Source organism: Otoolea muris, assembly GCF_943193115.1.
Classification (GTDB): Bacteria; Bacillota; Clostridia; order Lachnospirales; family Lachnospiraceae; genus Otoolea; species Otoolea muris.
Genome location: NZ_CALPCY010000009.1, coordinates 76,525 through 99,060, shown reverse-complemented (window position 1 = coordinate 99,060; position 22,536 = coordinate 76,525). Strand labels below are relative to the sequence as shown.

At 44.9% G+C, this 22,536-nt stretch carries 27 protein-coding genes and 6 pseudogenes; 19 read left to right on the top strand and 14 right to left on the bottom strand.

All coding sequences use genetic code 11. The features are described from left to right. Positions 1-117: 117 nt before the first annotated feature. Complete coding sequence (locus NFS31_RS08015; protein WP_331482559.1) at positions 118-330, bottom strand: TetR/AcrR family transcriptional regulator; 213 nt, start codon at positions 328-330, stop codon at positions 118-120. Between the two features lie 302 nt (positions 331-632). After that, positions 633-1,304: a hypothetical protein gene (locus NFS31_RS08010; protein WP_251493295.1), complete on the bottom strand. Its 672-nt coding sequence runs from the start codon at positions 1,302-1,304 to the stop codon at positions 633-635. A gap of 276 nt (positions 1,305-1,580) precedes the next feature. On the opposite strand from NFS31_RS08010, the pseudogene NFS31_RS08005 reads away from it, so the two are divergent. The 3 genes and pseudogenes from NFS31_RS08005 to NFS31_RS07995 all read left to right on the top strand — a co-directional run. Further along, positions 1,581-2,336, top strand: a pseudogene (locus tag NFS31_RS08005) (EFR1 family ferrodoxin); the annotation flags it as partial. 172 nt (positions 2,337-2,508) lie between these two features. After that, positions 2,509-2,715: pseudogene (locus tag NFS31_RS08000) on the top strand (GyrI-like domain-containing protein); the annotation flags it as partial. A gap of 75 nt (positions 2,716-2,790) precedes the next feature. Then, the gene (locus tag NFS31_RS07995; RefSeq protein ID WP_251493293.1) at positions 2,791-4,146 is read left to right on the top strand and encodes a M56 family metallopeptidase; all 1,356 of its coding nucleotides are present in this window, start codon (positions 2,791-2,793) and stop codon (positions 4,144-4,146) included. 425 nt (positions 4,147-4,571) lie between these two features. Here the strand turns inward: NFS31_RS07995 and NFS31_RS07990 are convergent, their stop codons facing one another. Together NFS31_RS07990 and NFS31_RS07985 are read right to left on the bottom strand one after the other, a co-directional pair. Further along, on the bottom strand, positions 4,572-5,834 hold the full coding sequence (locus tag NFS31_RS07990; protein WP_251493291.1) for a DUF6070 family protein: 1,263 nt from the start codon (positions 5,832-5,834) through the stop codon (positions 4,572-4,574). A 281-nt stretch (positions 5,835-6,115) separates the two neighbouring features. After that, entirely contained in the window at positions 6,116-7,153 is a 1,038-nt protein-coding gene (locus NFS31_RS07985; protein WP_251493289.1) for a hypothetical protein, read from the bottom strand. A 408-nt stretch (positions 7,154-7,561) separates the two neighbouring features. Between NFS31_RS07985 and NFS31_RS07980 the strand changes: the two genes are divergently transcribed. The 5 genes and pseudogenes from NFS31_RS07980 (at position 7,562) to NFS31_RS07960 (ending at position 11,033) form a co-directional block, all read left to right on the top strand. Next, on the top strand, positions 7,562-7,789 hold the full coding sequence (locus NFS31_RS07980; protein WP_251493287.1) for a hypothetical protein: 228 nt from the start codon (positions 7,562-7,564) through the stop codon (positions 7,787-7,789). Positions 7,790-7,920: 131 nt separating this feature from the next. Next, positions 7,921-8,202: pseudogene (locus NFS31_RS07975) on the top strand (DUF1697 domain-containing protein); the annotation flags it as partial. A 683-nt stretch (positions 8,203-8,885) separates the two neighbouring features. Then, a complete protein-coding gene (locus tag NFS31_RS07970) occupies positions 8,886-9,716 on the top strand; it encodes a helix-turn-helix domain-containing protein (protein WP_251493286.1) in 831 nt (276 codons plus the stop codon). Next, the gene (locus NFS31_RS07965; protein WP_465223429.1) at positions 9,706-10,608 is read left to right on the top strand and encodes a DMT family transporter; all 903 of its coding nucleotides are present in this window, start codon (positions 9,706-9,708) and stop codon (positions 10,606-10,608) included. Before NFS31_RS07970 ends, NFS31_RS07965 begins: the two co-directional genes overlap by 11 nt. 2 nt (positions 10,609-10,610) lie before the next feature. After that, on the top strand, positions 10,611-11,033 hold the full coding sequence (locus NFS31_RS07960; RefSeq protein WP_251493282.1) for a DUF2000 domain-containing protein: 423 nt from the start codon (positions 10,611-10,613) through the stop codon (positions 11,031-11,033). Between the two features lie 85 nt (positions 11,034-11,118). Here NFS31_RS07960 and NFS31_RS07955 read toward each other — a convergent pair whose 3' ends face one another. Continuing rightward, positions 11,119-11,490: a MerR family transcriptional regulator gene (locus NFS31_RS07955; RefSeq protein WP_251493280.1), complete on the bottom strand. Its 372-nt coding sequence runs from the start codon at positions 11,488-11,490 to the stop codon at positions 11,119-11,121. A gap of 82 nt (positions 11,491-11,572) precedes the next feature. Between NFS31_RS07955 and NFS31_RS07950 the strand changes: the two genes are divergently transcribed. Continuing rightward, positions 11,573-12,361: an SDR family NAD(P)-dependent oxidoreductase gene (locus NFS31_RS07950; RefSeq protein ID WP_251493278.1), complete on the top strand. Its 789-nt coding sequence runs from the start codon at positions 11,573-11,575 to the stop codon at positions 12,359-12,361. 47 nt (positions 12,362-12,408) lie between these two features. Here the strand turns inward: NFS31_RS07950 and NFS31_RS27030 are convergent, their stop codons facing one another. The 3 genes from NFS31_RS27030 to NFS31_RS07940 form a co-directional block, all read right to left on the bottom strand. After that, positions 12,409-12,501, bottom strand: a complete 93-nt coding sequence (locus NFS31_RS27030; RefSeq protein WP_331482555.1) for a hypothetical protein — start codon at positions 12,499-12,501, stop codon at positions 12,409-12,411. Further along, a complete protein-coding gene (locus NFS31_RS07945) occupies positions 12,482-12,757 on the bottom strand; it encodes a helix-turn-helix transcriptional regulator (RefSeq protein WP_331482554.1) in 276 nt (91 codons plus the stop codon). The genes NFS31_RS27030 and NFS31_RS07945 overlap by 20 nt, the downstream gene beginning before the upstream one ends. Positions 12,758-12,878: 121 nt before the next feature. Beyond that, entirely contained in the window at positions 12,879-13,238 is a 360-nt protein-coding gene (locus NFS31_RS07940) for a winged helix-turn-helix transcriptional regulator (protein ID WP_251493276.1), read from the bottom strand. A gap of 127 nt (positions 13,239-13,365) precedes the next feature. Here NFS31_RS07940 and NFS31_RS07935 point away from each other — a divergent pair, with 127 nt between their 5' ends. Continuing rightward, positions 13,366-13,899: a nitroreductase family protein gene (locus NFS31_RS07935; protein ID WP_251493274.1), complete on the top strand. Its 534-nt coding sequence runs from the start codon at positions 13,366-13,368 to the stop codon at positions 13,897-13,899. A 125-nt stretch (positions 13,900-14,024) separates the two neighbouring features. Here NFS31_RS07935 and NFS31_RS27470 read toward each other — a convergent pair whose 3' ends face one another. Next, positions 14,025-14,207 (bottom strand): winged helix-turn-helix transcriptional regulator, encoded by a 183-nt coding sequence (locus NFS31_RS27470; protein ID WP_251493272.1) that lies wholly within the window; start codon positions 14,205-14,207, stop codon positions 14,025-14,027. Positions 14,208-14,332: 125 nt separating this feature from the next. Between NFS31_RS27470 and NFS31_RS26860 the strand changes: the two genes are divergently transcribed. The 4 genes and pseudogenes from NFS31_RS26860 (at position 14,333) to NFS31_RS07920 (ending at position 15,306) form a co-directional block, all read left to right on the top strand. After that, complete coding sequence (locus NFS31_RS26860; protein WP_275563879.1) at positions 14,333-14,461, top strand: hypothetical protein; 129 nt, start codon at positions 14,333-14,335, stop codon at positions 14,459-14,461. Between the two features lie 17 nt (positions 14,462-14,478). Next, entirely contained in the window at positions 14,479-14,817 is a 339-nt protein-coding gene (locus tag NFS31_RS07925) for an amidohydrolase family protein (RefSeq protein ID WP_251493270.1), read from the top strand. Between the two features lie 44 nt (positions 14,818-14,861). Further along, a pseudogene (locus tag NFS31_RS28460) lies at positions 14,862-14,909 on the top strand (hypothetical protein); the annotation flags it as partial. Between the two features lie 76 nt (positions 14,910-14,985). Further along, positions 14,986-15,306 carry an amidohydrolase family protein gene (locus tag NFS31_RS07920; protein ID WP_331482562.1) on the top strand — a complete coding sequence of 107 codons (321 nt, stop codon included), beginning with the start codon at positions 14,986-14,988 and terminating at the stop codon, positions 15,304-15,306. Between the two features lie 77 nt (positions 15,307-15,383). Here NFS31_RS07920 and NFS31_RS07915 read toward each other — a convergent pair whose 3' ends face one another. Continuing rightward, the gene (locus NFS31_RS07915; RefSeq protein ID WP_251493266.1) at positions 15,384-15,713 is read right to left on the bottom strand and encodes a winged helix-turn-helix transcriptional regulator; all 330 of its coding nucleotides are present in this window, start codon (positions 15,711-15,713) and stop codon (positions 15,384-15,386) included. Positions 15,714-16,029: 316 nt separating this feature from the next. Between NFS31_RS07915 and NFS31_RS07910 the strand changes: the two genes are divergently transcribed. Continuing rightward, a complete protein-coding gene (locus NFS31_RS07910; RefSeq protein ID WP_251493264.1) occupies positions 16,030-16,929 on the top strand; it encodes a radical SAM protein in 900 nt (299 codons plus the stop codon). 190 nt (positions 16,930-17,119) lie between these two features. Here NFS31_RS07910 and NFS31_RS28455 read toward each other — a convergent pair. Then, positions 17,120-17,279: pseudogene (locus tag NFS31_RS28455) on the bottom strand (DDE-type integrase/transposase/recombinase); the annotation flags it as partial. Positions 17,280-17,433: 154 nt separating this feature from the next. Between NFS31_RS28455 and NFS31_RS27455 the strand changes: the two are divergent. Beyond that, positions 17,434-18,016: pseudogene (locus NFS31_RS27455) on the top strand (nucleotidyl transferase AbiEii/AbiGii toxin family protein); the annotation flags it as partial. A 62-nt stretch (positions 18,017-18,078) separates the two neighbouring features. On the opposite strand, the gene NFS31_RS27450 reads toward NFS31_RS27455, so the two are convergent. Further along, on the bottom strand, positions 18,079-18,156 hold the full coding sequence (locus NFS31_RS27450; protein ID WP_334303059.1) for a DUF6783 domain-containing protein: 78 nt from the start codon (positions 18,154-18,156) through the stop codon (positions 18,079-18,081). Between NFS31_RS27450 and NFS31_RS27445 the strand changes: the two genes are divergently transcribed. Beyond that, the gene (locus NFS31_RS27445; protein ID WP_334303058.1) at positions 18,148-18,273 is read left to right on the top strand and encodes a DUF6783 domain-containing protein; all 126 of its coding nucleotides are present in this window, start codon (positions 18,148-18,150) and stop codon (positions 18,271-18,273) included. The genes NFS31_RS27450 and NFS31_RS27445 overlap by 9 nt on opposite strands. A gap of 162 nt (positions 18,274-18,435) precedes the next feature. Then, positions 18,436-18,642 carry a hypothetical protein gene (locus tag NFS31_RS07895; RefSeq protein WP_251493262.1) on the top strand — a complete coding sequence of 69 codons (207 nt, stop codon included), beginning with the start codon at positions 18,436-18,438 and terminating at the stop codon, positions 18,640-18,642. A gap of 620 nt (positions 18,643-19,262) precedes the next feature. Here NFS31_RS07895 and NFS31_RS07880 read toward each other — a convergent pair. Beyond that, positions 19,263-19,973, bottom strand: a complete 711-nt coding sequence (locus tag NFS31_RS07880; protein WP_251493260.1) for a response regulator — start codon at positions 19,971-19,973, stop codon at positions 19,263-19,265. Then, positions 19,963-21,027, bottom strand: a complete 1,065-nt coding sequence (locus tag NFS31_RS07875) for a sensor histidine kinase (protein WP_251493382.1) — start codon at positions 21,025-21,027, stop codon at positions 19,963-19,965. The genes NFS31_RS07880 and NFS31_RS07875 overlap by 11 nt, the downstream gene beginning before the upstream one ends. A 343-nt stretch (positions 21,028-21,370) precedes the next feature. Here NFS31_RS07875 and NFS31_RS07870 point away from each other — a divergent pair, with 343 nt between their 5' ends. After that, complete coding sequence (locus NFS31_RS07870; protein WP_251493258.1) at positions 21,371-22,243, top strand: methionyl aminopeptidase; 873 nt, start codon at positions 21,371-21,373, stop codon at positions 22,241-22,243. Positions 22,244-22,536: the final 293 nt, after the last annotated feature.

The window sequence follows — 22,536 nt, the reverse complement described above, 5'->3', positions numbered from 1 at the left end:
CAAGAAAAAACGAAATATCCTCATACGGTCAGGTTGGCGGTCTGCAAGATACAAATGTAACTGCTTCCCAACCATCTAATGTAACATCAAACGACTGCTCCGGTATTATATACGTATTTATTGTCTGTATACTGGGGTTAAAAAGAGGTATAAATACAGCTCTTTTTTATTCTGAAAATAATGGAACAGCAGGGACTTTGATATTCCTCCGGCATCCGCAATCCTGGACATGGATGCGTTTTTGTAATTGTCATGGGCAAATACTATGTATGCTGCTTTTATGATTCGTTCCTGCTTTTCCAATGGCAGTTCAAAAAATTGCCTGTTCATTATGGTCCTCCCGGCACTTGTCTGGCCAATCATCCATTTCGAATTCTGCTTAGTAAACCATTTTAGATAGAAGTATTGCCCTGCGAACTATATCCGTGCCCGAAAATCTTTCCGGGTATTCTTCGGCTGGATGCTGTTATACTTATGACACGCAATCAGAAGACGAAAGGTGACCTTTTTGCAAAATTTTTTAAGGCATGCCTTTTTTATGAAAGAAATACAGGAAATAAAGGTTTTATTTAAGAAAAACTGCCCTCTCCTGACAAGGGGGGTCTCCTTATCAAAAGAGGGCAGGCAATGGCTCAGGCCACTTTTACAATACAAATCTGGGTTGCTTTCAGTCCGCTGTCGGAAGAACTTCCCCATACCCGAATGAACTGGCCGGATGCCAGGTCTGCCGCTGTTGCCTCTGACATTTCAGATCTGGCCCCTCCATCATAGATCGTTTGTATAGCAAACAGGGTATTTTCATCGTATGTAACCGCAACCTTGTTAAACTCAGAATCATCCCCGTTTCCGGGAACCGCTATGATATCACCGCCATTATCCGACTTTGCTGTAATGGCCTCTACCACGGTAAGCTGCCCATCCTTCAGCTCTTTGATATCCCCTTCCAGATTGGGATTACTGTCCCCCCATTCTGCAGATGCGCCAGACGTACTTTGACTTTGTGCTGCCTGCTGTTCTTTCTGTGTGCTGTCTGTTCCCTGGCTGCTGCTTTCACCGGATTGCGGTTCCGGTGATGCTTCCGGTGGCTCCGGTTCATTCCCGGTGCCGGTTCCTTCTGCATCCGCTTCCGGTTCCGGAGCAGAAACATCGTCCTCTGTATCATCCTCCGGGCTCGGCTCGCCCTGAACCACCTGTGATTCCTGGGCATCTGATGCCTCCTCCGTCTTTCCACAGGCACATACCGCAAGGCTCAAGATGAACAGCACCCCTGTCAATAAGAGCATTTTTCCTGCTTTCTTTTTCATGTTGTTCTCCTCTCATATAAAATTCAATCCACAGCTTATCCAGCATTTCTGTGGAGTTTTGTCCATTCTATCAGAGCAGTCTCTAAAAAGCCTCTAAAACATCTTAAAAAAGAATGAACTTAATTTATTATTGCTCCATTGACCGATTTTGAGAAGACGTTTGTTTTCAGCCCTTCCCAAAATCGGTCAATAGCAGTAAAATTGACAGAAGAGGATAAAATCAGAAACCATAGTGCAGGGATGCGGTCATTACTTCAATTTTGAAAGGGAAAAAATATGATAGGTATCTATTTAAGCGGTACGGGAAACACAGAACATTGCATCAAAAAGCTGCTTTTTTTACTGGATAAAACTGCGCAGGCAGTTCCGATGGAGCAGAAAGATGCAGGACATTTGCTGCCACCCCATGACTTTATTATTTTCGCATATCCCATTCAGTTTTCAAATATCCCTGTCATGGTAAGGGATTTCATCAAAAGCCACCAGAATCTCTGGAAACATAAAAAAGTACTCTGTGTTGCCACTATGGGACTGTTCAGCGGAGACGGCGCGGGCTGTGCGGCACGGCTGTTGAAAAAATATGGTGCAGAAATCGTCGGCGGATTACATATCTGTATGCCCGATTCCGTTTGTGATGTTAAGCTGCTGAAAAGGTCTCCTGAACAGAACCTGAAAATCATCCGGGCGGCTGACAGAAAGATTGAAAAATGCGCTGAAGGAATCCGAAACGGCATTTATCCCAAGGACGGTTTGTTTTTTTATGACAGGATTGCAGGATTGCTCGGCCAACGCTTATGGTACTGCCGCAAAACAAAGAACTACTCAGACAAACTCAAGATCAGTAATGCCTGTACAGGCTGTGGACTGTGTACCCGGGTTTGTCCGATGGAAAACCTTACCATGGAAGACGGCAAAGCAGCAGCCGGAAAGCACTGCACTATGTGCTACCGATGTATCAGTTTATGCCCGGCAAAGGCAATTACGTTACTGGGATGCGCTGTTATCGAACAATGCCGCTATGACAGATATATGTACTCTCGGAATCTCTCTGCGCCTGCTTTTCCGCCAGATGCACCCCAATTTAATCAACGTACGCTCCACGTACGCCTCATAAATTTGTGCGCATCTAAAATCATCTCACAAAATCAGGCACAGCGAGATTCCGAGAGTACATATATGTGAAAAGGAGATGACCAACAAATCAATGAAAACCGATAGATGCAAAAAAGAGTCCTTCATTGTAATAGGAAAAGAAGGGGCAACAACGGACGGAGCAGACTTTATCCAAAAGCTATGGGATGATGCGAATTCCCACTTTAGGGAAGTTGAACATTTGGCAAAGAAAGATGAGAATGGAAACATCCGCGGAATATGGGGCGCGATGTCTGACTTCTCCCGTTCCTTCCAGCCCTGCTGTCCCAGAAATCCCTTTCAAAAGAGGAACTGGAAGAGTTAAAGCAAATGATCAATGAAATGGAGTAAGCCTATGAACCTATTGCGGATGAGCCTTTCGGCTTCCTTTCTGATTCTGGCTGTCATTGCGTTTCGGAAGTTTTTTTCTTCCAAAATGCCCAGAACCGTTTTTTTGTTTCTCTGGATGCTTGCCTGGTGTAAGCTGATGATTCCCATACCAACCGGATTCTCTGTACCAGTGACTAACGGTTGGTTCGAAAAAATGCCGGATATCACCACAGCCTTGTCCATTCCGCCAGCAGTCTGGCAGACAGCGGGGACAAAGCCGGATTTTCCATGGATGATCTTAAAAATCCTCTGGTCTTGCGGCGCTCTGGCTTTCAGCCTGTATTTAGGCTGTCACCATGTTGTCAACCTGAAGAAATACCGCGCGGCAATTCCTTTAAAGGAATCTTCCTGGATTCTCATCTGGCTGAAACAGAAATGTTTCTTACGCGGAATTACCGTTGGGATTTCGGACGAGATTGATTCCCCCTTAACCTACCGTATCCTTTTTCCGGTAATCCTGCTTCCAAAACAGACGGACTGGAAGGACAAGGAGAGTATAAAACTGATCCTGGAACATGAAGCGGCTCATATCCGGCATCTGGACACGCTGAAAAAGCTGTGCCTGGCCGCGGCCTGGGTCTGCCACTGGTTCAACCCTTTGGTATGGCTTATGGTTGCCTTTGCCGGCCGGGACATGGAACTGGCCTGTGATGAAGCGGTGATTCGGGCCGCGGGAAGGGATAAACGAAAAACTTATGCCAGTTTACTGGTTGAGCTGGAGGCAAAGAGGGCCGGGATCGATTTTCTGGCCTCCGGTTTGGGACAAAGCCTTATGAAAGAGCGTATCAATCATCTCATTCACATGAAAGAAAAAAATTCCTTTACGGGAATTATGCTGACTATCGCTGCCATCATAAGCTGCGTCGCGGTCTACGGCGCCGTGCCTTCCGGCGCTTTTTCTATGAAATTCCTGAAGAATGACCCGACCCTTGGAGGGATATTTGAACTGTACTCGGTGGAAGAGTATCAAAGGATTGTAGATACTGTAAAAGAGGACAGAGGGGAGGGAGATCCGGATGCCTTAGCTATGGAACGGGATCTGGAGCGTCTGAAAGCTGACAACGGAAAAGGAGAATTTGTCATTTATAAAGGGGCGTTTCTTATGGAAACCGAAACACTCATGATCGCTTTCAACCCAACCATTGTCATGCGGCCGGAGCTTGTAAACCGGAATACACCTCTGACTGCTGAAACTTACCAGAATGATATAAAAGATGTGACAGAGATACTGGAAGACGCGGTGGCAGACGGATTTTTAACAGCAACCCAGAAAAAGAAAGTGTTGGACAAAATGGAGGAGAATCTGGCCGGACTGGAATAAGCGCAAAAAATGATCTTCCATTTTGAGGCCGCCGGCCCTCTGCGCACTCCCAAATGAACAAAACGCGGATGCGCAAGCAGACGCAGGAGCGCGTAAGCACGGGTTTTGCGAATGTGGGAGTCAGGTTGGATGCTCCACGGAGCGTCCAACCGCACAGGTGGAAATATTTTTCAGTAAACCAGGGAGGATACAGGTTTTGGAAGTGCAGAACCAATGTAAGAATGTTACACCAAGGCCATGAAAACCAGATCCAAAAAGCTTATGAAATACTGAAAGCAGGAGCTTCAAACGCTGCCCCCGTCGGGCCATGTGATTATAGTCCATGCCAGTTTAGGTTTATTGATAAATTTGGCGTGTGCTGGTGTCTTTTTGTATGAGGGAACAATGGATAACAGATGGCTCTCTCCAATGGTCTGTGATAATCTTTATCTTCCAATCCGATACTGATACTCCGGGATATTAGAAATTCCGTTATCCAGTATCTGGTTCTCCAGATACTGGATATCTCCGTTTTCTGAGAGCCTTACTGTAAGTTCATGGGTTATGACCGCATCATTGCACAAAATCATCTGGCATACCGCATCCACAGTCAGCGTGAATGTCCCATCTCCATTTTCTCTGATCTGTGTCACTTCGGGGACAGAAGTGCCAAAGAAATTGGGTGCGTAATTTCCACACCCCAGCCTCTCCCATGGATAGCTTTGATGCTCTTCATCGAACATCGCCCACTCCCGCAGATCTTCCCGGGAAACCGGAAGATAGTCCATAATGGTATCTTCAAACTCTTCTGCCGGTATCCCGTCCGGATATTGTTCCGGTTCAAACCGCCTGCCATACTTCATCCCATAAAAATATTCATAAGCCCCGTTATAATCCAGTTCTTTCAGGTTCTCCACATCCCAGTTAGAACATAACAGGTTATTTCCCTGGTATCCCAAAGGAATCACACAGTTTTCGGACATTTCACGGCATTCCTCTGACAGGGGCCTTACTCTGATCAGGCGGCTTCCGTCAATCATCTCCGATACTTCAGGAGGTTCCGGCACACATAATTCATACCCCAAATACCCTTTTTCTGTATACCTCCACTCTTTTATCCTTGTATTGGAAATGTATGTGAACATCGGTGTGCCACCTCTTCCCCACGTCATATTTGCTGCCAGTACATACAGATTTTTTCCGTCATACTTATATTGAAGCCTTCCGATTCCTCCATCTCCATGAACTATGTACAGCAGTACGGTTCCAGCCTTTCCCCTTCCGGCAGCCAGCAAAAAATGCTCCATTTCCTCCCAGTTCTCCATATCCGAATACAGCCCGCTTCCCGTGACGGGCATACCCAGGGTCTTTATCTTCTCTTTCATCTGAGCCATCACTTCCTCTGATAACACTACATTTGAAGCTTCATCTTTGTCCGCCGCCCGGTAAATCTCCGCAGTCAGCTCCAATGCAGCCCTTAAGTCCGTTTCGGCTTCTCTCCTTTCATCTTCCTCAATTGGAAGATCATACCCCTTTTCCCAATGTTCTCTTATGTTAGTATCTTCTTCGTCCTCTGCCAAAAGAAGTTCCCCTCTGCCATCCCCGGCATCGGACAGGAGAAAATCTGCCGGTTCTTTCCTCCCACAGGCACACAGAAATCCGGCCAACATTATGATTACGATCAAACTATATTTTTTTCTGTTCTTCATGGAAATCCTCTCTTTATCTGATTCGGTATACGGCAGGAATATCCGGTTTCCTTTTTTCAATGGAATTGGACAGATAACGGAATGTCCCATCATCAAAGGGAAGGACCGTTATCGTATTTATAGGAATAGATGAAATATCCCTTTTCCGTCAGCCTGATCTCTGCAATGTCACTGACAGAAAAGTAAGCGGATCAATATCTTCCTGCGGCAGTTGAAGTTTTAACAATTGGCCCTTAATTTTTTCCACTTTTTATTCATTTCGGCATCCTTTCTCTAATTTTCTATGGCAATCGGATTATGCGCCGATAACAAAAGTAATTTTTCGACAAACCAAGATGGCGTTCATTGACCGGATTGCGATAAAAGGCAGTATAACAAGGCAGGACATATATTGCCCCATCGCCGCCGCAAAGGGAACATCCGCCATCCCCGCCTTTTGTATAGGATGTATTGTCAATGATTTCATTTTTATATGAATCGTATGCCATAAACAGCCCCAGCATATTCGGCTGATCCAATATTGCATTTTCCTCGGTGCTTCCGACAGCGCCCACATTATAAATTTCTCTCAGCACATCACACAGTGTATCGCCCCACCAGAACAATGTGCGTGTGCCGCCGTTACAAAGATATTCCCATTCATCTTCTGTCGGCAGCGTAAAAGGACCTTCTTTCAATGAGAGGACAGCCTGCTCCAGAGATGGCGCATCCTCGTCCAGCTGGCGGCTGTCCGCCTCTACAATCATATCTCCAATATCAGCAGTACGCAGCGGCGACAGGCAACGGGACAGATGTTCGTTCCATTTTGCCAGGAATCCCTCCCAGCTTGCGTAACCCTTTTCTTCTATGTCTTTGTTCATCTGCTCTAATTCTTCTGCCAGTTCCGCACGCAATTCATCGGCTTTCACAGAATCGCCGTTTTCTTCTGCTTCGTCGATCTGTTCCTGATAGTCACCTTTTAAATTTTCCATTTCTTCCTCATAGTAATACTCGTGACCGGAAGAAAATTCTTTCAGCAGGCCCTCTAATACGCCATCTCCCAGAGGACACCTGCCCGTATCCCATCCTAAAGTGACATTTTTTCTGCCGGGTACAAAGATAAACTGGGAACCCTCATATTCCAGAAGCCATGTTTCCCTTTCTGCTCCATTTGTACCGGTTTTGATTGTTTTTACAAATTGAAAGCCTATCCCCAATGATTCAATACGAGAACGAATACTGTTTAATAATTCCGACATAGCAAATCTCCTTTTTGAAAATATAAGTATGTTAAGATGTTTGTGTGCTTTTAGTAAATCACTTTTCCCATGGAAAATCATACTTGGGCCGGGGGAGGTTCAGGTAGCTGTAATCCATCGGGACAGTCTGCATCAGTTTCCTGAGACAGTCTATGGTGTCAATGGTTACCTCCAGTCCCTGCCGTACTGCCGTCTTCGCCAGAAAGACAGCATAATTGGCAAGAAGATCTGGGGCTTCATACTGGATTGGATCCCCTGTGCCTCTCAGACAGCTTACATAGTTGTATAGGGCTGTGACAAGTATTTATCGTTGGCAAATTTATTTTGGCAATCGGTAAAAATATCTGCCAGAGAGAGCTGTTTGTATGGTATTATATCATATAGATACAACTCCTTTCCGGTGGATGGCTGATTGTTACTTGACATCTCAATTTTACCATAAACCAGTGAGGAATTGTTTTATTTTGTAACAAAAAGAATCCCCCATTTATGCGGGTTCTGGCGTTTCGCAAACGCCTGGAAGAACGGGAGAGACGGCGGCAGTCCGCAGTCAGGCGCCTGGAAAAGAAACTGTTGGAGAACGGATATGAGAGCCTGGAGGAATACAGCACAGACCGGCGCCATGCAGATAAATGGCTGATGCTGGATGTACGGGATAGAGAAATTATGGATGATGTATTTCACCTAATCAATCTCAGAAAGCGTATACCATCATAGCAGGAATATGAAAGTTGCAGCTCCGTTTTATGACAAACTGTGTATAACAAGGAAGATATGCAGAATGTATCTCATTTGAAAAAGCGTTTGGATTGATGAATAACTAAATCAGGAAGTGGCAGGGGGCGGATATGAAAAGATATATTGCTTTATTAAGGGGTATCAATATAAGTGGAAAAAATAAAGTGCCAATGGCAGAATTAAAGAAGGGATTTGAAACACTTGCTTTTGTAGAAGTAAAAACATATCTGAACAGCGGCAATGTGATTTTTTCCAGTGATGAAGATAATATAAGGAAGCTTACGGACAAGATTGAGGAAATGATAAAAAATCAGTTTGGACTGGATATTCCTGTTTTTGTCCTGTCAAGGGAAGCGCTTGAGGATATTTTACAAAATGCGCCTGACTGGTGGTGTACTGGCTTTTTTATGCACACGGGCACATAAGGAAATTAGCAGCTTCGCTGCATGCGCCCGGCATACGGGTAGGAGAGAAGGATATTCTCCTGCTCGGTTTATGCTGTTGCCCAAACGCCGATCAGGGCTTTGAGGATAAAGAATCCTTGAGACGACAGGCGAAATGATTCGCTGCCCAAACGAAGCAGAGCGGAGTATGAGATTCTGACTGCCTGCAATGGACAGGAAGCAATCCGGAAAGCACAGGAGCAGCCGGATCTGATTGGAGGGGGGAGTGGGAACTGGAACAGCAGAAGATATGGGATTTTATATTCCGGGTTTTGCTGATCGATCATTATGGTAGAAAGTGGGCGTCCAATTTCAGGAAGGGGATTACCAGCCGGAAATCAAGGTATCCGGACTTTGCGGGGAAACCGCCTGCCTGTATGGGAGGCCGCCTTTTACGGCGCCGTGGAGGGCAACTCCGGGGATGCCTGCAAACAGCAAAGCTATCCAGTCGGGAGCAGCTAATATACGGTTACGGATGCCCGAACTATTAGCAGGGAAGGTAAAAGGAAACCAGAGGTTAATCTTTTGGCGGTTCTTTTGCCTTACATATTTGAGATTTTTCAAAATGAAGATATTATACAAGAAATCGACAAACATTCTGAGTATAATATAGAGTGCTAGGAGGTGTTACAATGCAGAAAGAAATTCGGACAATCTGTTATGATGACGATTTACATCTTGAAGCATATCGTTTTGAGGGAATCATCCAGGCGTTTCCGAATCATTTTCATGATTACTATGTGATTGGCTTTATAGAAGCAGGAACCCGCTGTTTATCATGCAAAAATAAAGAATATACGGTAAGTCAGGGAAATATCCTTTTGTTTAATCCAAACGATAGCCACAGTTGTGTGCAATGTGACGGCGGAACGCTTGATTACAGAGGTTTGAATATCCCAAAAGAAACGATGCTGTCATTAGCAGAAGAAGTAACAGGACAAAGGGTATTACTTGGTTTTTCGGAAAATGTCATTAAAAATGATGAGCTGAATCTTTATCTCCGTTCTTTACATCAGATAATTATGGACGGTTCAAAAGAATTTGAGAAAGAAGAAATGCTCCTGCTCCTTATTTCGTTACTCATCGGGCAATACGGGCAATCTTTTGAGAATTGTATTCCAGAGTGCATTGAAGAAATCGAGAGTGCCTGCATATTTATGTCAGAACATTTTGCAGAGCATATCACATTGGAAAACCTCTGTAATTGCTGCGGTCTTAGTAAATCGGCATTGCTCCGTGCGTTTACCAAATCAAAAGGAGTTACGCCATACAGGTATCTTCAGACGGTTCGCATAGGCAAAGCAAAGGAACTGTTGGAGCAGGGCGTGACTTCGGTTGATGCAGCGATACAGACAGGCTTTTCAGATCAGAGCCATTTTTCAAATTTTTTTCATATGTTTATCGGATTGTCGCCTGCCGCATACAGACGTATTTTTAAGGAAGGTGGCAGGAATCGTGGATAAAAAAACTACCGCAGGGCATATCGCAGCTCTGGTTACGATTATGATATGGGGAACGACTTTCATATCCACCAAAATACTTCTTGCAGATTTCACGCCGATAGAAATACTGTTTTTCAGATTTTTGCTCGGTCTGCTTGTATTGATTATCATTTATCCGAAACGCTTAATAATAAAGGATAAAAAGCAGGAAATTACATTCGCTGCGGCGGGGTTATGCGGGATATGTTTATACTATCTGCTTGAGAACATAGCATTGACTTATACGATGGCTTCTAATGTCGGCGTTATTATTTCTGTCGCCCCGTTTTTTACTGCTGTTTTATCTCATATATTTCTAAAGACAGAAGAAAAACTGAAAGCACAATTTTTTGTCGGTTTTGTAGTTGCTATGATAGGAATATGCCTTATCAGTTTTAGCGGTAAGGAATTAGAGCTGAATCCCATTGGCGATATTCTGGCGGTTGCTGCGGCATTCGTATGGGCAGTTTATTCCCTGCTTACACGAAAAATCGGCAGCTATGGATTGAATACGATTGGGACTACAAGGAAGATATTTACATATGGAATACTTTTCATGCTTCCGTTTCTCTTTGTTTTTGATTTCAACTTGGATGTGCAAAAAGTTATAAAGCCGGAGTATGCCCTAAACCTTATCTATTTAGGTCTCGGCGCATCAGCCCTTTGTTTTGTTACCTGGAATCATGCGGTGGGGGCGCTTGGGGCTGTCAGGACAAGCGTATATATCTATATAGTTCCTGTCATTACCGTTGTCACATCCGTTATTGTGTTAAAGGAAGAAATTACATGGATGGCTGCGATGGGAATAGGGTTTACCTTAATCGGTTTGTTTCTATCGGAAAGTAAATTAAAATTTAGGAAAAGAGGAAAGTGAAAATGAATGTAGAGAATGAAAAATGTGTGATTGTTGTCGATGAAAATTTACCTCTTGGGATTATTGCAAATACCGCCGCTATCCTCGGCATCACTATGGGAATGAAAATGCCCGATGTTGTCGGGAATGATGCGCTTGATTTAGAGGGAAATCCCCACATGGGGATTATACAGTTTCCCGTACCGATATTAAAAGGAAATACAGAGCTACTCAAAAAACTAAGAACAAAGTTGTTTGAACCGCAATTTTCTGAATTGACAGTTGTTGATTTTTCTGATTTGGCACAGGGGTGTAAGACTTACAATGAGTTCACCCGCAAAATGGCGAATACATCAGAAAGCAGATTAAATTATATTGGTATCGCTGTCTGCGGAAATAAAAAGCAGATTAACAAGCTGACGGGGAGTATGCCTTTGTTACGGTAAAACAGAGGAAGCAGAGAGCTTATCCTTTTGTTTCCTCTTTTTACCTTAGATAGCCGATGTGAAGAACCTTCGATATGTGTTCCGGCTATTTTAGAGATGCGCGTTCTATTTCTTGGCGGTAAAAATGAATTTTATCGTCCAGCTTTGCCATATGTTCCTGCAATACTTTTATCTGCTCATTAAGGGACTCACGATGTACGGTCAGCATTTCCATTCTCTCATTAAGGGTAAGGTCGCCTTTTGCCCGCAGTTCGGCATAACGCTGTATTTCTTTAATCGGCATGCCCGTATCTTTCAGACGCTTGATAAATTCAATCCATGCGAGGTCTTTGTCCGAATAACAGCGGCGGTTACTGGAATTGCGTTTCGGCGTAATCAGATTTTCATGCTCGTAGTAACGCAGGGTATGTATCCCTAAATTTGTCAGCCTTGAAAATTCACCTATGGAATATTCCATAAAAATCACCTCTTATCTCTTGACATAGAGTTTACTCTACATTGTATGCTCGTATTATATCAGCAAAGAGGAGGTTTTGTAAATGGTTCAAAACACAGAAAAGTACACGGTAATCACGGGGGCAAGTTCGGGGATAGGGTATGAAACGGCAAAAGCCTTTGCAGAGCGTGGGAGCAGCCTAATCCTTGTTGCCCGCCGAAAAGACAGACTGGAAACTTTAAGGCAGGAAATTTTAGCTTTACATCCGATGCTTGATATTGTGGTTAAAGCTGCGGATTTAACTGTTCGGCAAAATGTTTTCCAGTTATACGGGAGCATAGAATCATATCCGCTGCGGACATGGGTGAACAATGCAGGATTTGGAAATTATGGCAGCGTCGGGAATCAGGATTTGGAGAAAATCAGTCGGATGCTGCACTTGAATGTGGAAGCCCTCACTGTTTTTTCTTCCCTGTTCGTCCGTGACTTTAAAGATACGGAGGGGACACAGCTTATCAATATTTCTTCCTGCGGCGGCTATACGATTGTTCCCAATGCAGTAACCTATTGTGCTGCAAAGTTTTATGTCAGTGCTTTTACGGAGGGCTTGGCGTGGGAGTTAAAAGCTGCCCATGCAAAAATGCAGGCAAAGGTATTAGCCCCTGCCGCAACAAAAACAGAATTTGGGAAAATTGCGAATGACGTCAGTGAATATGATTATGACAGATTATTTGGCGCGTATCATACAAGTACACAGATGGCGGCATTTCTGCTTGAATTGTACGACAGCGACAAAGCGGTGGGCTTTGTGGACAGGGAAACCTTTTCATTTCATTTGTATGAGCCGCAATTTCAATATGCAGGCAGTTCATGCCATAACCAGAAAATGTAGTAGATTGAAATAGCCTTCGGTGCGGTAAAAAGGAAAAACAGAGGGGGTTATTCCTCTGTTTGCTCTTTGGCTTTACATATTCCTTGCGCCGTCCCTGCTATGATAGTCAGTTCCGCATTATCAAAAGTGTTGAGAAGCACATCCAACCGCCGGCGCAAGGTGGTTTTTTCTGTCGGGGTGTCTGTACTGGTCTACGGATATATGAAACATCGTTACAAGTTGAATGAACAGTGGAAAACTTGGATTTTGCCCCTCTTTTTCTATTGACTGCAAGTGTCTTGCCGAAATACCAGGTTCCTCGGCTAATTCCTCTCTTGTAATCCGTTGCTTCTCACGGGCATCTTGAATTGCCTGCCCCAATTCCGGAAAGTCAATGCTGTTTGCATGATTGCTCAATTTTCTCACCACCAGTACAATTAGATTTTACTATATAGTGTACAGAAATGAGAGTTCTTCTTAAACGATGTACAATCACCATGAATAAGAGATGTGATTTCTGATTTGTAGAGATTGGTTCCTACTTTTGGGATTTGCAGTAGGTTGGCGTGATATTTACTTCATCTAAATAGACAGTTCCCCAATCACACATAGCGTCTAAGATTGGGGCGAGCGTATTGCCGAAGTCTGTTAAAGAATATTCCGTTTTGGGAGGAACGACAGGATAGACTTTTCTGTTTATCAGTCCGTCGTTTTCAAGTTCTCTTAGCTGCTGCGCCAACATTTTATCAGTTGCTTTGGGTACTAATTTATGCAGCTCACTATACCGCAGGGTTTTACCCATGAGATGCCACAGAATGACCGATTTATATTTCCCGCCAATTAAGTCAATCGTTGCTTCTACGGGACAGTTATAACCGCTTTTGCAATTTACATTCATAGAAATTCTCCTGACTTACTTTTTGGATAGTATATACCCAAAAAGTACATTCTTGCCTTTGAAATTGTTTGCGATATAATTATAGTATAGGGAAACCTAAAATACAAGTTTAACAGGAGGAATACTTATGGAATTTTTAGAAATTGCGAAATCACGTTATTCTGTCCGTGATTACAAAAGCAGAAAGGTAGAGCCAGAAAAGCTGGAAAAAATTTTATTAGCTGCCCATGTCGCACCTACGGCTGCAAATTTACAGCCTGTCCGACTCATCGTTGTGCAGGAGGACGAGGGATTGAACAAAGTAGGAAAAGCGGCAAATCTTTATGGAGCGCCTTTGGCAATCATCGTTTGCTCCGAACATACGAAAGCATGGACACGCCCGTTTGATAACAAAAAGACGGTTGATGTAGATGCGTCAATCCTTACAGACCACATGATGATGGAAGCGACTGAGCTGGGGTTAGGTTCTGTATGGATATGCTATTTTAAGCCCGATGTTATCAAACAGGAATTTAGGCTCCCGGACACCCTTGAGCCAATCAATATTTTAGCAATAGGATATGCAGGCGGAAGCCCTGCTGACCCAGAACGCCATGCTGCACAACGTATTCCGTTGGATGAATTAGTCCATTACGAAAAGTTAAATCTTATTGAACATTAGTAGTTCAATAAGTATGAGTATTTGAAACAAATGGGTAAGCGTGGTAACGCCCCGAAAAGATGATGGATAGGAACAGAGCCGATAAACTTGTGGGATTGTTCCACATATTATCGGCTCATTTCATTTTATGTTTCCATATAAGTATGGTATGTCTTTCCCCAATCACATAGCTGCGACAAGATAGGGTTAAGGGTTATCCCTATGTCGCTCAAAGAGTATTCAACTTTGGGAGGGACTTCTGGAAAAACTTTTCTTACGACGATTCCTTGTTCTTCCAGTTCCCGAAACCGCCCGCTCCGCAGGAGCATATATTATGGATGCCCTTTGGGTACAGTATTAAAAAAGACACTTCATATCAAAAAAGTGCGTTCTTGAATTTTACTCTGTTTCAGAGATACTTATATTATATCAAATTTGTCAAGGAGGCGTAAATATGGTTATTGACAGTCACGAACACATCATGTTCCCGACAAAAACGCAGTTGGAAAAAATGGATGCTGCAGGCGTGGATAGGACAATCCTTTTTGCTCCGCACCGCATCCGGAAAAAGCGGGTAATTTAAGTGAGCTTGAATCGGAGATGGACACATTATACAGAGTTCTTGCAGGAGCTAACAGTAAAAAAGACAACATCCGACGATTGGAAAAGAATATTTTAGAGGTTACTGAAGCCATAAAAGACAATCCAGACCGCTTTCTGGGCTTTGGTTCTGTACCGTTAGGGCTAAGTTTAGAGGAAACACAGGAATGGATAGAAACACATATCACAGCCAATTCTTTATGCGGCACAGGGGAATTTACCCCTGGCAATGAGCAGCAGATTATGGAATTAGACACGGTATTCCAATCAGTGCAGAATACAAGGTTATATCCTGTCTGGGTACATACGTTTCATCCAGTTACACTAGAGCGTGTTTGAAAAATCATTCCCGCCATCTGCACGCCCCACTTTGTGGCATATTTGTGCCAAATTCACTTAACGCAGCCCACTGCGCCGCGTTCATTTGGCCCAAATCTCCCACAAAGCGGCACGCACATCTGGCAGAAAGCATTTTTCAAACACGCTCTAGACGGCATTAAGCGGCTGATGGCATTATGTGAGAAGTATTCAGAAATACCTGTTATCTTCGGGCATTTAGGCGGCTCAAATTGGATGGATGTGATTAAATTTGCAAAAGGACATGAGAATGTTTATTTAGACCTTTCAGCCGCTTTTGCTTCTATTGCTACAAAAATGGCATTAGTTGAGCTGCCAGAAAGATGTCTGTATAGCTCGGACGCTCCTTATGGAGAACCATATCTGTATAGGCAGCTCATAGAATTTGTAAGTCCTGACCAGACAACCGCAAAAATGGCGTTAGGTGAGAATATAGAAAAATTGTTGGATAGTCTTGGACTTGTTTCGTAGTTGTTTATCAAGCATAAAAAGTGAAAAGACAGGGCCAATGTCAGCTCGTTGGCTCTGTCTTTTTGAGGAAAACAGGATTATATATTGAGGTTTTCATCTCCCCATTGTTTCATATGCTCAAAAACGGGAATAAAACTTTTGCCCAAGTCAGTAAGGTTATACTCCACACGGGGAGGTACTTCTTTATAATCATGGCGGGCAATAAATCCGTCTGCTTCTAATTCCCGAAGCTGCTTTGTCAGGCTTGATTCCGTAATATCGCCGATATGTCTGCGAAGCTCCCCGAAACGGTGTATATCCCGAAAGGCAATATAATAAATGATTTCGATTTTCCATTTACCGCCTAAAATTTTTTGTATGGTAGAAACTGTCTTGCAGCGTTCAACAGCTAATGTACTTTTTTTCATTTTTGCCACTCCTTTCCGAAACAGTGTAACAAACATTTCTATAAAAATCAATGTACAACCTATATATATGTACTACAAAAAAGTACAGTACTTGTAAAATAATTGTACAGAAGTATAATTAGTATAAATTAATGTACTCTCGGAATCTTGCTGTGCCTGATTTTGTGAGATGATTTTTTGTCAGATGTGCACAAATTTATGAGGCGTACGTGGAGCGTACGTTGATTAAATTTGGGTGCATCTGGCGGAAAATCAGCCGCAAAAGCAGGCGCAGAGAGATTCCGAGAGTACATATTACAGAAAAGGAGATGTGTTTATGCACTATACAGGAACAATTTGGCGACCGCCATATGAAGCGGAATCGCTTCTGATTGAAGTAACAGCGGGATGTACGCATCACAAGTGTAAGTTTTGTACGCTGTATAATGATTTGCCGTTCAAATTCAGAATGTCCCCTCGGGAGGATATTGAGAGTGATTTACGAGAGGTTAAAAGAGCAACAAAAGGTTGGAACGGCGGGCGTATTGACCGGGTATTTTTGACGGGAGCTAACCCCTTTGTTTTGTCTTATGACAAATTAGCTGCGATTGCAGAGCTAATCCGCAAATATCTCCCGTCAGTTAAATCTATCGGCTCGTTTGCGAGGATTACAGATGTTACCCCTAAAACTGATGAGGAGCTTGCCAAACTGCGAGAATTGGGATATGACGGTTTGACAATAGGAATAGAAACAGGTGATGATGAAGCGCTGCGGTTTATGAACAAGGGATATACTTCTGCCGACATCATAGAACAATGCCAAAGATTAGATGCAGCAGACATTCATTACAGTTTCTTTTATTTGGTAAGTATCTCTGGGGCAGGTCGTGGAGAGACTGGAGCAAAATTGACGGCTCATATATGCAATCAGATACATCCTACGCTTATTGGGGCAAATATGCTTACGATTTATCCCGATTCTGAACTTTTTGCAGAAATCCAACGTGGGAACTGGCAGGAAGAAGGAGAAGTTGAAAAATACAAAGAGGTGCGGATGCTCATCGAAAATTTGCAGATACCTACAATTTTTGCAGCAATGGGAGCTTCCAATGCGTTCCAGTTTCATGGGCAACTGCCGAAAGATAAGAAAAGGTTGTTGGCATTTCTTGACGAAATCATAGGAAATGTCAGCGAAGAAGAATTACAGCGATATAGAAAAAGTGTTCATCATCTGTAAATGAAAGGGGGGACAATCATGCATTTTACAGGCAGAACTTGGTGACCGCCGTATGAAGCTCATTCGGTTATGTTGGGGTGTTATGTAACCAATAGCACTATGTATTCTTTTACGATTATACCAGCCCTCTATGCATTTAAAGATTGCTCTGCGGGCTTCCGTCGAATCCTGATAGGTATGGTAGATAGATTTCTTCCTTTTTCAGCACGGAATGGAACGATTCAATACAGGCATTGTCATACGGATTCCCCCTTACGGCTGAAAGAATGCAGGATTCCCCTGCTGGCCAAGTGATTTTCAAATGCCTGGCTCGTGTACTGGCTCCCAAGGTCGCTGTGTAGGACTATCTCCTTTGTTTCCCTGCTTGTTGCCGTATGCGACACTCTTTCTGCCGCATACGGTCTGTTGTGTTCCGTCGGTCTGTCCGAATGTCGTTTTTCTATCCCTGCTCCATCTCAGGCGGTGTTGTTTCGCTCACTCTCCGGAAAAAGAGGTCGTCGCAAAATCATCTCCACGCCCACAGGCAATGAATTTGTTACCTTTGAGATTAGAGAGATTGCCCCTATCGCCGTTGCAAAGAAGTACGCCGGTATCGGATCTTATGGCTCGAATCAAAAATACGAAAATGCCGTTTAGTATTGATTTTGGCGTGGATGATGTTATCGTGCCGAAGCAGGAAAAACGAAAAATTCCCACTCAACTTGATGGTTTTACTGAACCGGCAGTAAATACCTATTCTCTTGAAACAACGATAGCCGAAAAGATTGACCTGCTTTTCTTTCATCGGGGATTGCAGCGCCTTGTGGCATTTGAACTGAAAGTTGGTAAGTTTAAGCCGGAGTATATATCGAAAATGGATTTCTACCTGGAAGCTCTTGATCGTCAGAAGAAAAAGGAAAATGAGAATCCAAGTGTCGGAATGATATTATGTGCGTCTAAAGATGATGAAGTGGTTGAGTATGCTATGAGCAGAATATTGTCTCCAATGATGGTTGCAGAGTATCAGCTCCAACTGCCGGATAAGAACGTACTGCAGAAGAAATTGCAGGAATTGATCAATATGCCTTTATTGGAGGATGACGGGTAAATATTGGTGTTTAAAAGGTGGCGTGAAGATATTTTTAACGGCATAAAATGTCAAATGATATTTTAATGAATTTTAGAGCGTGTTTGAAAATTCATTCCTGGCATCTGCACGCCCCACTTCGCGGTATATTTGTGCCAAATTCACTTAACGTAGCCCACTACGCCGCGTTCATTTGGCACAAATCTCCCACAAAGTGGCACGCACAGCTACCAGAAAGCAATTTTCAAACACGCTCTAGTGCTCCATCCGGACAGTAATTGAACTGCCAGTGCCGAATATTTTGTCAGCCTGCAAGGCGGAGGAAGGAGGCGATGCGGCGGCATCGTTGACTGACGACAACGCGGCAGGTGGCAAAACAGGCGGTGCTGGCAGTTCAATTACTGTCCGGATGGAGCACTAGGATAAAATGGAGAAAAGGGTTGAGCAGTAAAGATACAGAGCCAGAAACCCCGCATTGGGATTTGGGAAGAAACATAGCTCAAACTGTGAAATCGCAGATAAAACTGCTTTATCTCTTAGCGGCAGCGTTTACGCTGACCGTTTCTGGATGCGGAGACAGCAGCGGCAGCAGTCCGGCCGCGCAGGATACAGGACATCAGCCCGAAGGGACTTATGGCAATCTATAAAGCGCTGGATGCGTCGCCCTCCGGGAATATTGCAATAAAGCTTTCCGCCGGGGAGCCATCAAAAATATCTCCGTTGGCACCGCGTCAGCGGAAGGGAAAGCGCATATCCACAGCGGCGGTACGGGCGGCAGCATGTGGGGAGGCGATCAGGATGCCTTTCTGGAATCCATGGCGGAAGCCGGGAAATCGGCGGTGGATCCTGCGTGAGATGATGTATTTCTGGTACTATTTCAGACTCCAGTTTGAGCAGATCTTTAAATACCGGGTGCTGGGAATGGTATTGGGAAGCGTGATCTCCGTATTTTTAAGGAAAGCATTCACAGGATATTCTGCTCGCTGGGTGAAAAGAAGCTGGGCATTGCGGGGATTTTTGCGGCAAGCGTATTGGGGATTGCCTCTCCGCTGTGCATATACGGAACGATTCCCATTGCGGCATCCGTCTCCAAAGGCGGTATGAGGGATGACTGGTGAATTTCCCTGGCTGAAAAATGTAATCTCCTGTAATTCCTGCCATGGTATACGCTGTATATTCCGGAGAAACCAGCGCCTCCGGTACGCCCGGGAAGCGCAGGACATCGCTTCCCGGACTCCCGTCGTCTGAACCGCATCGCACCGTCTATCTAATGCATTTCATCCTCAACCATCCGGTATCCAATCCCAATCTCCGTAAATACATACTTCGGCTCCGCCGGGTTCTGCTCCAGCTTCCTTCGGATGTGGGCCATATTGACGCGCAGAATGCTGTTGTCATCGTCCGCATAAGGCCCCCAGATATTGGAAATGATGGTGTCATACGTCATAACCCGGCCGGAATTCTGAGCCAGGAGGGCAATAATTTTAAATTCTATCTGCGTGAAATGAATCTCTTTTCCCGCCAGAGTAACCTTGTGCTTCTCAAAATCAATGATCAGATCCCGGGAGCAGAAGGGCCTTTTATACAGCAGGGAACCGGTATTTAAGCGGTTGCTGTGGCGCAGCGCTGTCCGGATGCGGGCCAGCAGCTCAGAGGTCCCGATGGGTTTGGTCAGGTAATCATCCGCCCCCATGTCAAGAGCCGCGACCTTTTCCTGCTCCTGCGTGCGTGCGGAAATGACAATAATGGGGATACTGGCCCAGGTGCGCACCTGACGGATGATGTCCATACCGTCTATATCCGGCAGGCCAAGATCCAAAAGGATCAGATCCGGGCACTGGGACGTGATCAGAGGGAGAGCCTCCTGTCCGGAATGGGCCTCGGTGACTCTGTAATTGTGCGAGACGAGCGAGGTGGAGATAAAGTCACAGATATTTTTTTCGTCCTCCACCAAAAGGACAGATATTTTATGCGCCAATGTTTGGTTCCTCCTTTGGTAATGTAAAATAAAATTCAGCCCCGACAGTCTGATTCACGGCTCCGATGCTGCCGCCGTGGGCATTGATGATGGTTTTGCAGATGGACAGACCGATCCCCATGCCCTTTCTCCCGTCCGCCGAAGCGCTGGCCGTCCAGGAATAGGACGAGCCGTCAAAAATCGTGACAAGCTTTTCAGGCGGTATGCCGATGCCATAATCCCTTACGTGGAATGCCACTTTTGTATCCTCGTCTTCCACATAGCATTCAACCGGTTCCGTGCTCTGAGAATGAACGATAGCATTCTCAATCAGATTGATCAAAACCTGTTCAATGAGAACCGCATCCATGGGAACCATCAGAACATCATCAGGAACGCGGACGCGGACCGCCAAATCCGGAAGCCTCTTGCGCAGTCGGATCACGGCCTCAGACAGAACCTCCTCCACGGGCTCTAAGGACTTATTAACCTTGGCCGTCTCATTATTGATCCGCGTGACAGAGAGCAGATTTTCCACCATATTCAGAAGCCAGTTAGAATCCTCAAGGATATGGCTGACCAGATCCGTCTTCTCCAGATCCGTCAGACGCGAGCTGTTTTCCAGATAGACGGCGCCGGAGCCGATAATACTGGTCAGCGGCGTGCGCAGATCATGGGAGATCGCCCGCAGCAGATTGGCCCGCATTTTTTCCTTCTCTGCATCCATGAGCATCTTATCATGCTCGGAGAGAAGCTTAGCCTGCACCTTCATATTGCTGGTCAGGGCGCTCGTGACGCTGGAAATCGTAAACATTGCGACAAAAGTGATCGGATAACCGGTCAGTGTAAAGTCGAGCTGAAAAAACGGATAGGTGAAGAGGAAATTCACACAGACCACGCCAAAAAGGGAGGCAAACAGGCCATATAAGTATCCGGTCGTATACCGCGCAGTCAAAAAGACAGCCAGGATATAGATCAGGGCGATATTCGAGGTTGGATTGTGCATAATGGCAAAAAAGAAATAGGAGAGGGCAGTCGCAACAGCCAGAAGCGAGGCGGTAATAAAAGCATTCATACCCTTAGAACCCAGATAGGCCGGGGGCAGGTGATGGTTAGGAAGGTAACTCACAGAGCTCATGGTTTGGCAGTTCTCCTTTCTTTTGTGCATGTCATGTAAATCGTTCAAAGAGCAGCTTTCTTATACAGTGCAGCAGCTTTTGCAGAGTATAGTATTATTATACAAATTTCGGCGGGCGGGGGCAATGAGGATGAGTTAAAAAAATGAAAAGATCAATACATTGATTTTTCCCTCCTGGTATGCTACACTCCAACAGGACATACTAATTATGGAAAATACAGGAATCAGAATTCAAACACAAACACAAATACAGCCACAATACAGAAGGGACAAGACAAAAATGAAGAAGATCGGAAGAAACAATCCATGCTGGTGCGGGAGCGGAAAAAAATATAAAAACTGCCACGAAGCGCTGGACAACCGGCTTGCCATGGAAGCAGACAGGGGGCATATTGTACCGACAAGGGATCTCATAAAGACGCCGGAGCAGATAGAGGCCATTAAGGAGAGCTGCGCGATCAATATCGCCGTTCTGGATTATGTGCAGGCGCATATACAGGCAGGCGTCACGACAGAACAGATTGACCAGTGGGTTTATAATGAGACGACAAAACGCGGCGGGATCCCGGCGCCTCTGGGATTCGAGGGCTTTCCGAAAAGCGTGTGTACTTCCGTCAACGAGCAGGTCTGCCACGGCATTCCCTCAGAAGAAGTGGTTTTAAAGGACGGCGATATTGTCAATGTGGATGTGTCCACGATTTACCACGGATATTTTTCCGATTCCTCCCGCATGTTCTGCATCGGCGAGGTCAGCCCTGAAAAGAAGAAGCTGGTTGATGTGGTAAAGGAATGCGTGGAGCTGGGGCTTAAAGAGGTAAAGCCGTGGGGATTTCTGGGCGACATGGCCCATGCGGTCCAGACACACGCGGAGGAGAACGGTTATTCCGTGGTGCAGGAGATCGGCGGCCACGGGGTCGGGCTTGAATTCCATGAGGATCCGTGGGTGGGCTATATTGGGAAGCGCGGTACGGATATGATGATGGCGCCGGGGATGATCTTCACGATCGAGCCCATGATCAATATGGGAAAGCATGATATTTTTGTGGACGAGGAGAATGACTGGACCGTGTACACAGAAGACGGCAGGCCGTCTGCCCAGTGGGAGATCATGGTGCTGGTGACAGAGGATGGGCATGAGGTGCTGGCGTATTAGAGAATTTTTCAAATATGCTGTGGACATGGAGGTATTCGATAATGTTCCCATTGAGGAGCTGAATTATGAGACAGTTCATGGATACCGCAACCGCCACAGCTCACTAAAAGAAGGGCATTTATTCGGGCGTGTAAATGATCATGAATACTTAAGAAGCATTGGCGCGGCTGCTATTTCAGCAGAGGATAAGCAGTTACATCCTTATCAATATAGGCGAGCGTGCCGGAAGCGGCGTGCCGAATATATTTGATGTATGGGCTGATGAAGGCTGGAAGGAGCCAGAGATTATCGAA

Coding starts and splice junctions, on each gene's coding strand:
- NFS31_RS08015 (WP_331482559.1), bottom strand. CDS start 330: ATGAACAGGCAATTTTTTGAACTGCCATTGGAAAAGCAGGAACGAATC.
- NFS31_RS08010 (WP_251493295.1), bottom strand. CDS start 1,304: ATGAAAAAGAAAGCAGGAAAAATGCTCTTATTGACAGGGGTGCTGTTC.
- NFS31_RS07995 (WP_251493293.1), top strand. CDS start 2,791: ATGAACCTATTGCGGATGAGCCTTTCGGCTTCCTTTCTGATTCTGGCT.
- NFS31_RS07990 (WP_251493291.1), bottom strand. CDS start 5,834: ATGAAGAACAGAAAAAAATATAGTTTGATCGTAATCATAATGTTGGCC.
- NFS31_RS07985 (WP_251493289.1), bottom strand. CDS start 7,153: ATGATTTTCCATGGGAAAAGTGATTTACTAAAAGCACACAAACATCTT.
- NFS31_RS07980 (WP_251493287.1), top strand. CDS start 7,562: ATGCGGGTTCTGGCGTTTCGCAAACGCCTGGAAGAACGGGAGAGACGG.
- NFS31_RS07970 (WP_251493286.1), top strand. CDS start 8,886: ATGCAGAAAGAAATTCGGACAATCTGTTATGATGACGATTTACATCTT.
- NFS31_RS07960 (WP_251493282.1), top strand. CDS start 10,611: ATGAATGTAGAGAATGAAAAATGTGTGATTGTTGTCGATGAAAATTTA.
- NFS31_RS07955 (WP_251493280.1), bottom strand. CDS start 11,490: ATGGAATATTCCATAGGTGAATTTTCAAGGCTGACAAATTTAGGGATA.
- NFS31_RS07950 (WP_251493278.1), top strand. CDS start 11,573: ATGGTTCAAAACACAGAAAAGTACACGGTAATCACGGGGGCAAGTTCG.
- NFS31_RS07940 (WP_251493276.1), bottom strand. CDS start 13,238: ATGAATGTAAATTGCAAAAGCGGTTATAACTGTCCCGTAGAAGCAACG.
- NFS31_RS07935 (WP_251493274.1), top strand. CDS start 13,366: ATGGAATTTTTAGAAATTGCGAAATCACGTTATTCTGTCCGTGATTAC.
- NFS31_RS27470 (WP_251493272.1), bottom strand. CDS start 14,207: ATGCTCCTGCGGAGCGGGCGGTTTCGGGAACTGGAAGAACAAGGAATC.
- NFS31_RS26860 (WP_275563879.1), top strand. CDS start 14,333: ATGGTTATTGACAGTCACGAACACATCATGTTCCCGACAAAAACGCAG.
- NFS31_RS07925 (WP_251493270.1), top strand. CDS start 14,479: ATGGACACATTATACAGAGTTCTTGCAGGAGCTAACAGTAAAAAAGAC.
- NFS31_RS07920 (WP_331482562.1), top strand. CDS start 14,986: ATGGCATTATGTGAGAAGTATTCAGAAATACCTGTTATCTTCGGGCAT.
- NFS31_RS07915 (WP_251493266.1), bottom strand. CDS start 15,713: ATGAAAAAAAGTACATTAGCTGTTGAACGCTGCAAGACAGTTTCTACC.
- NFS31_RS07910 (WP_251493264.1), top strand. CDS start 16,030: ATGCACTATACAGGAACAATTTGGCGACCGCCATATGAAGCGGAATCG.
- NFS31_RS07875 (WP_251493382.1), bottom strand. CDS start 21,027: ATGAATGCTTTTATTACCGCCTCGCTTCTGGCTGTTGCGACTGCCCTC.
- NFS31_RS07870 (WP_251493258.1), top strand. CDS start 21,371: ATGAAGAAGATCGGAAGAAACAATCCATGCTGGTGCGGGAGCGGAAAA.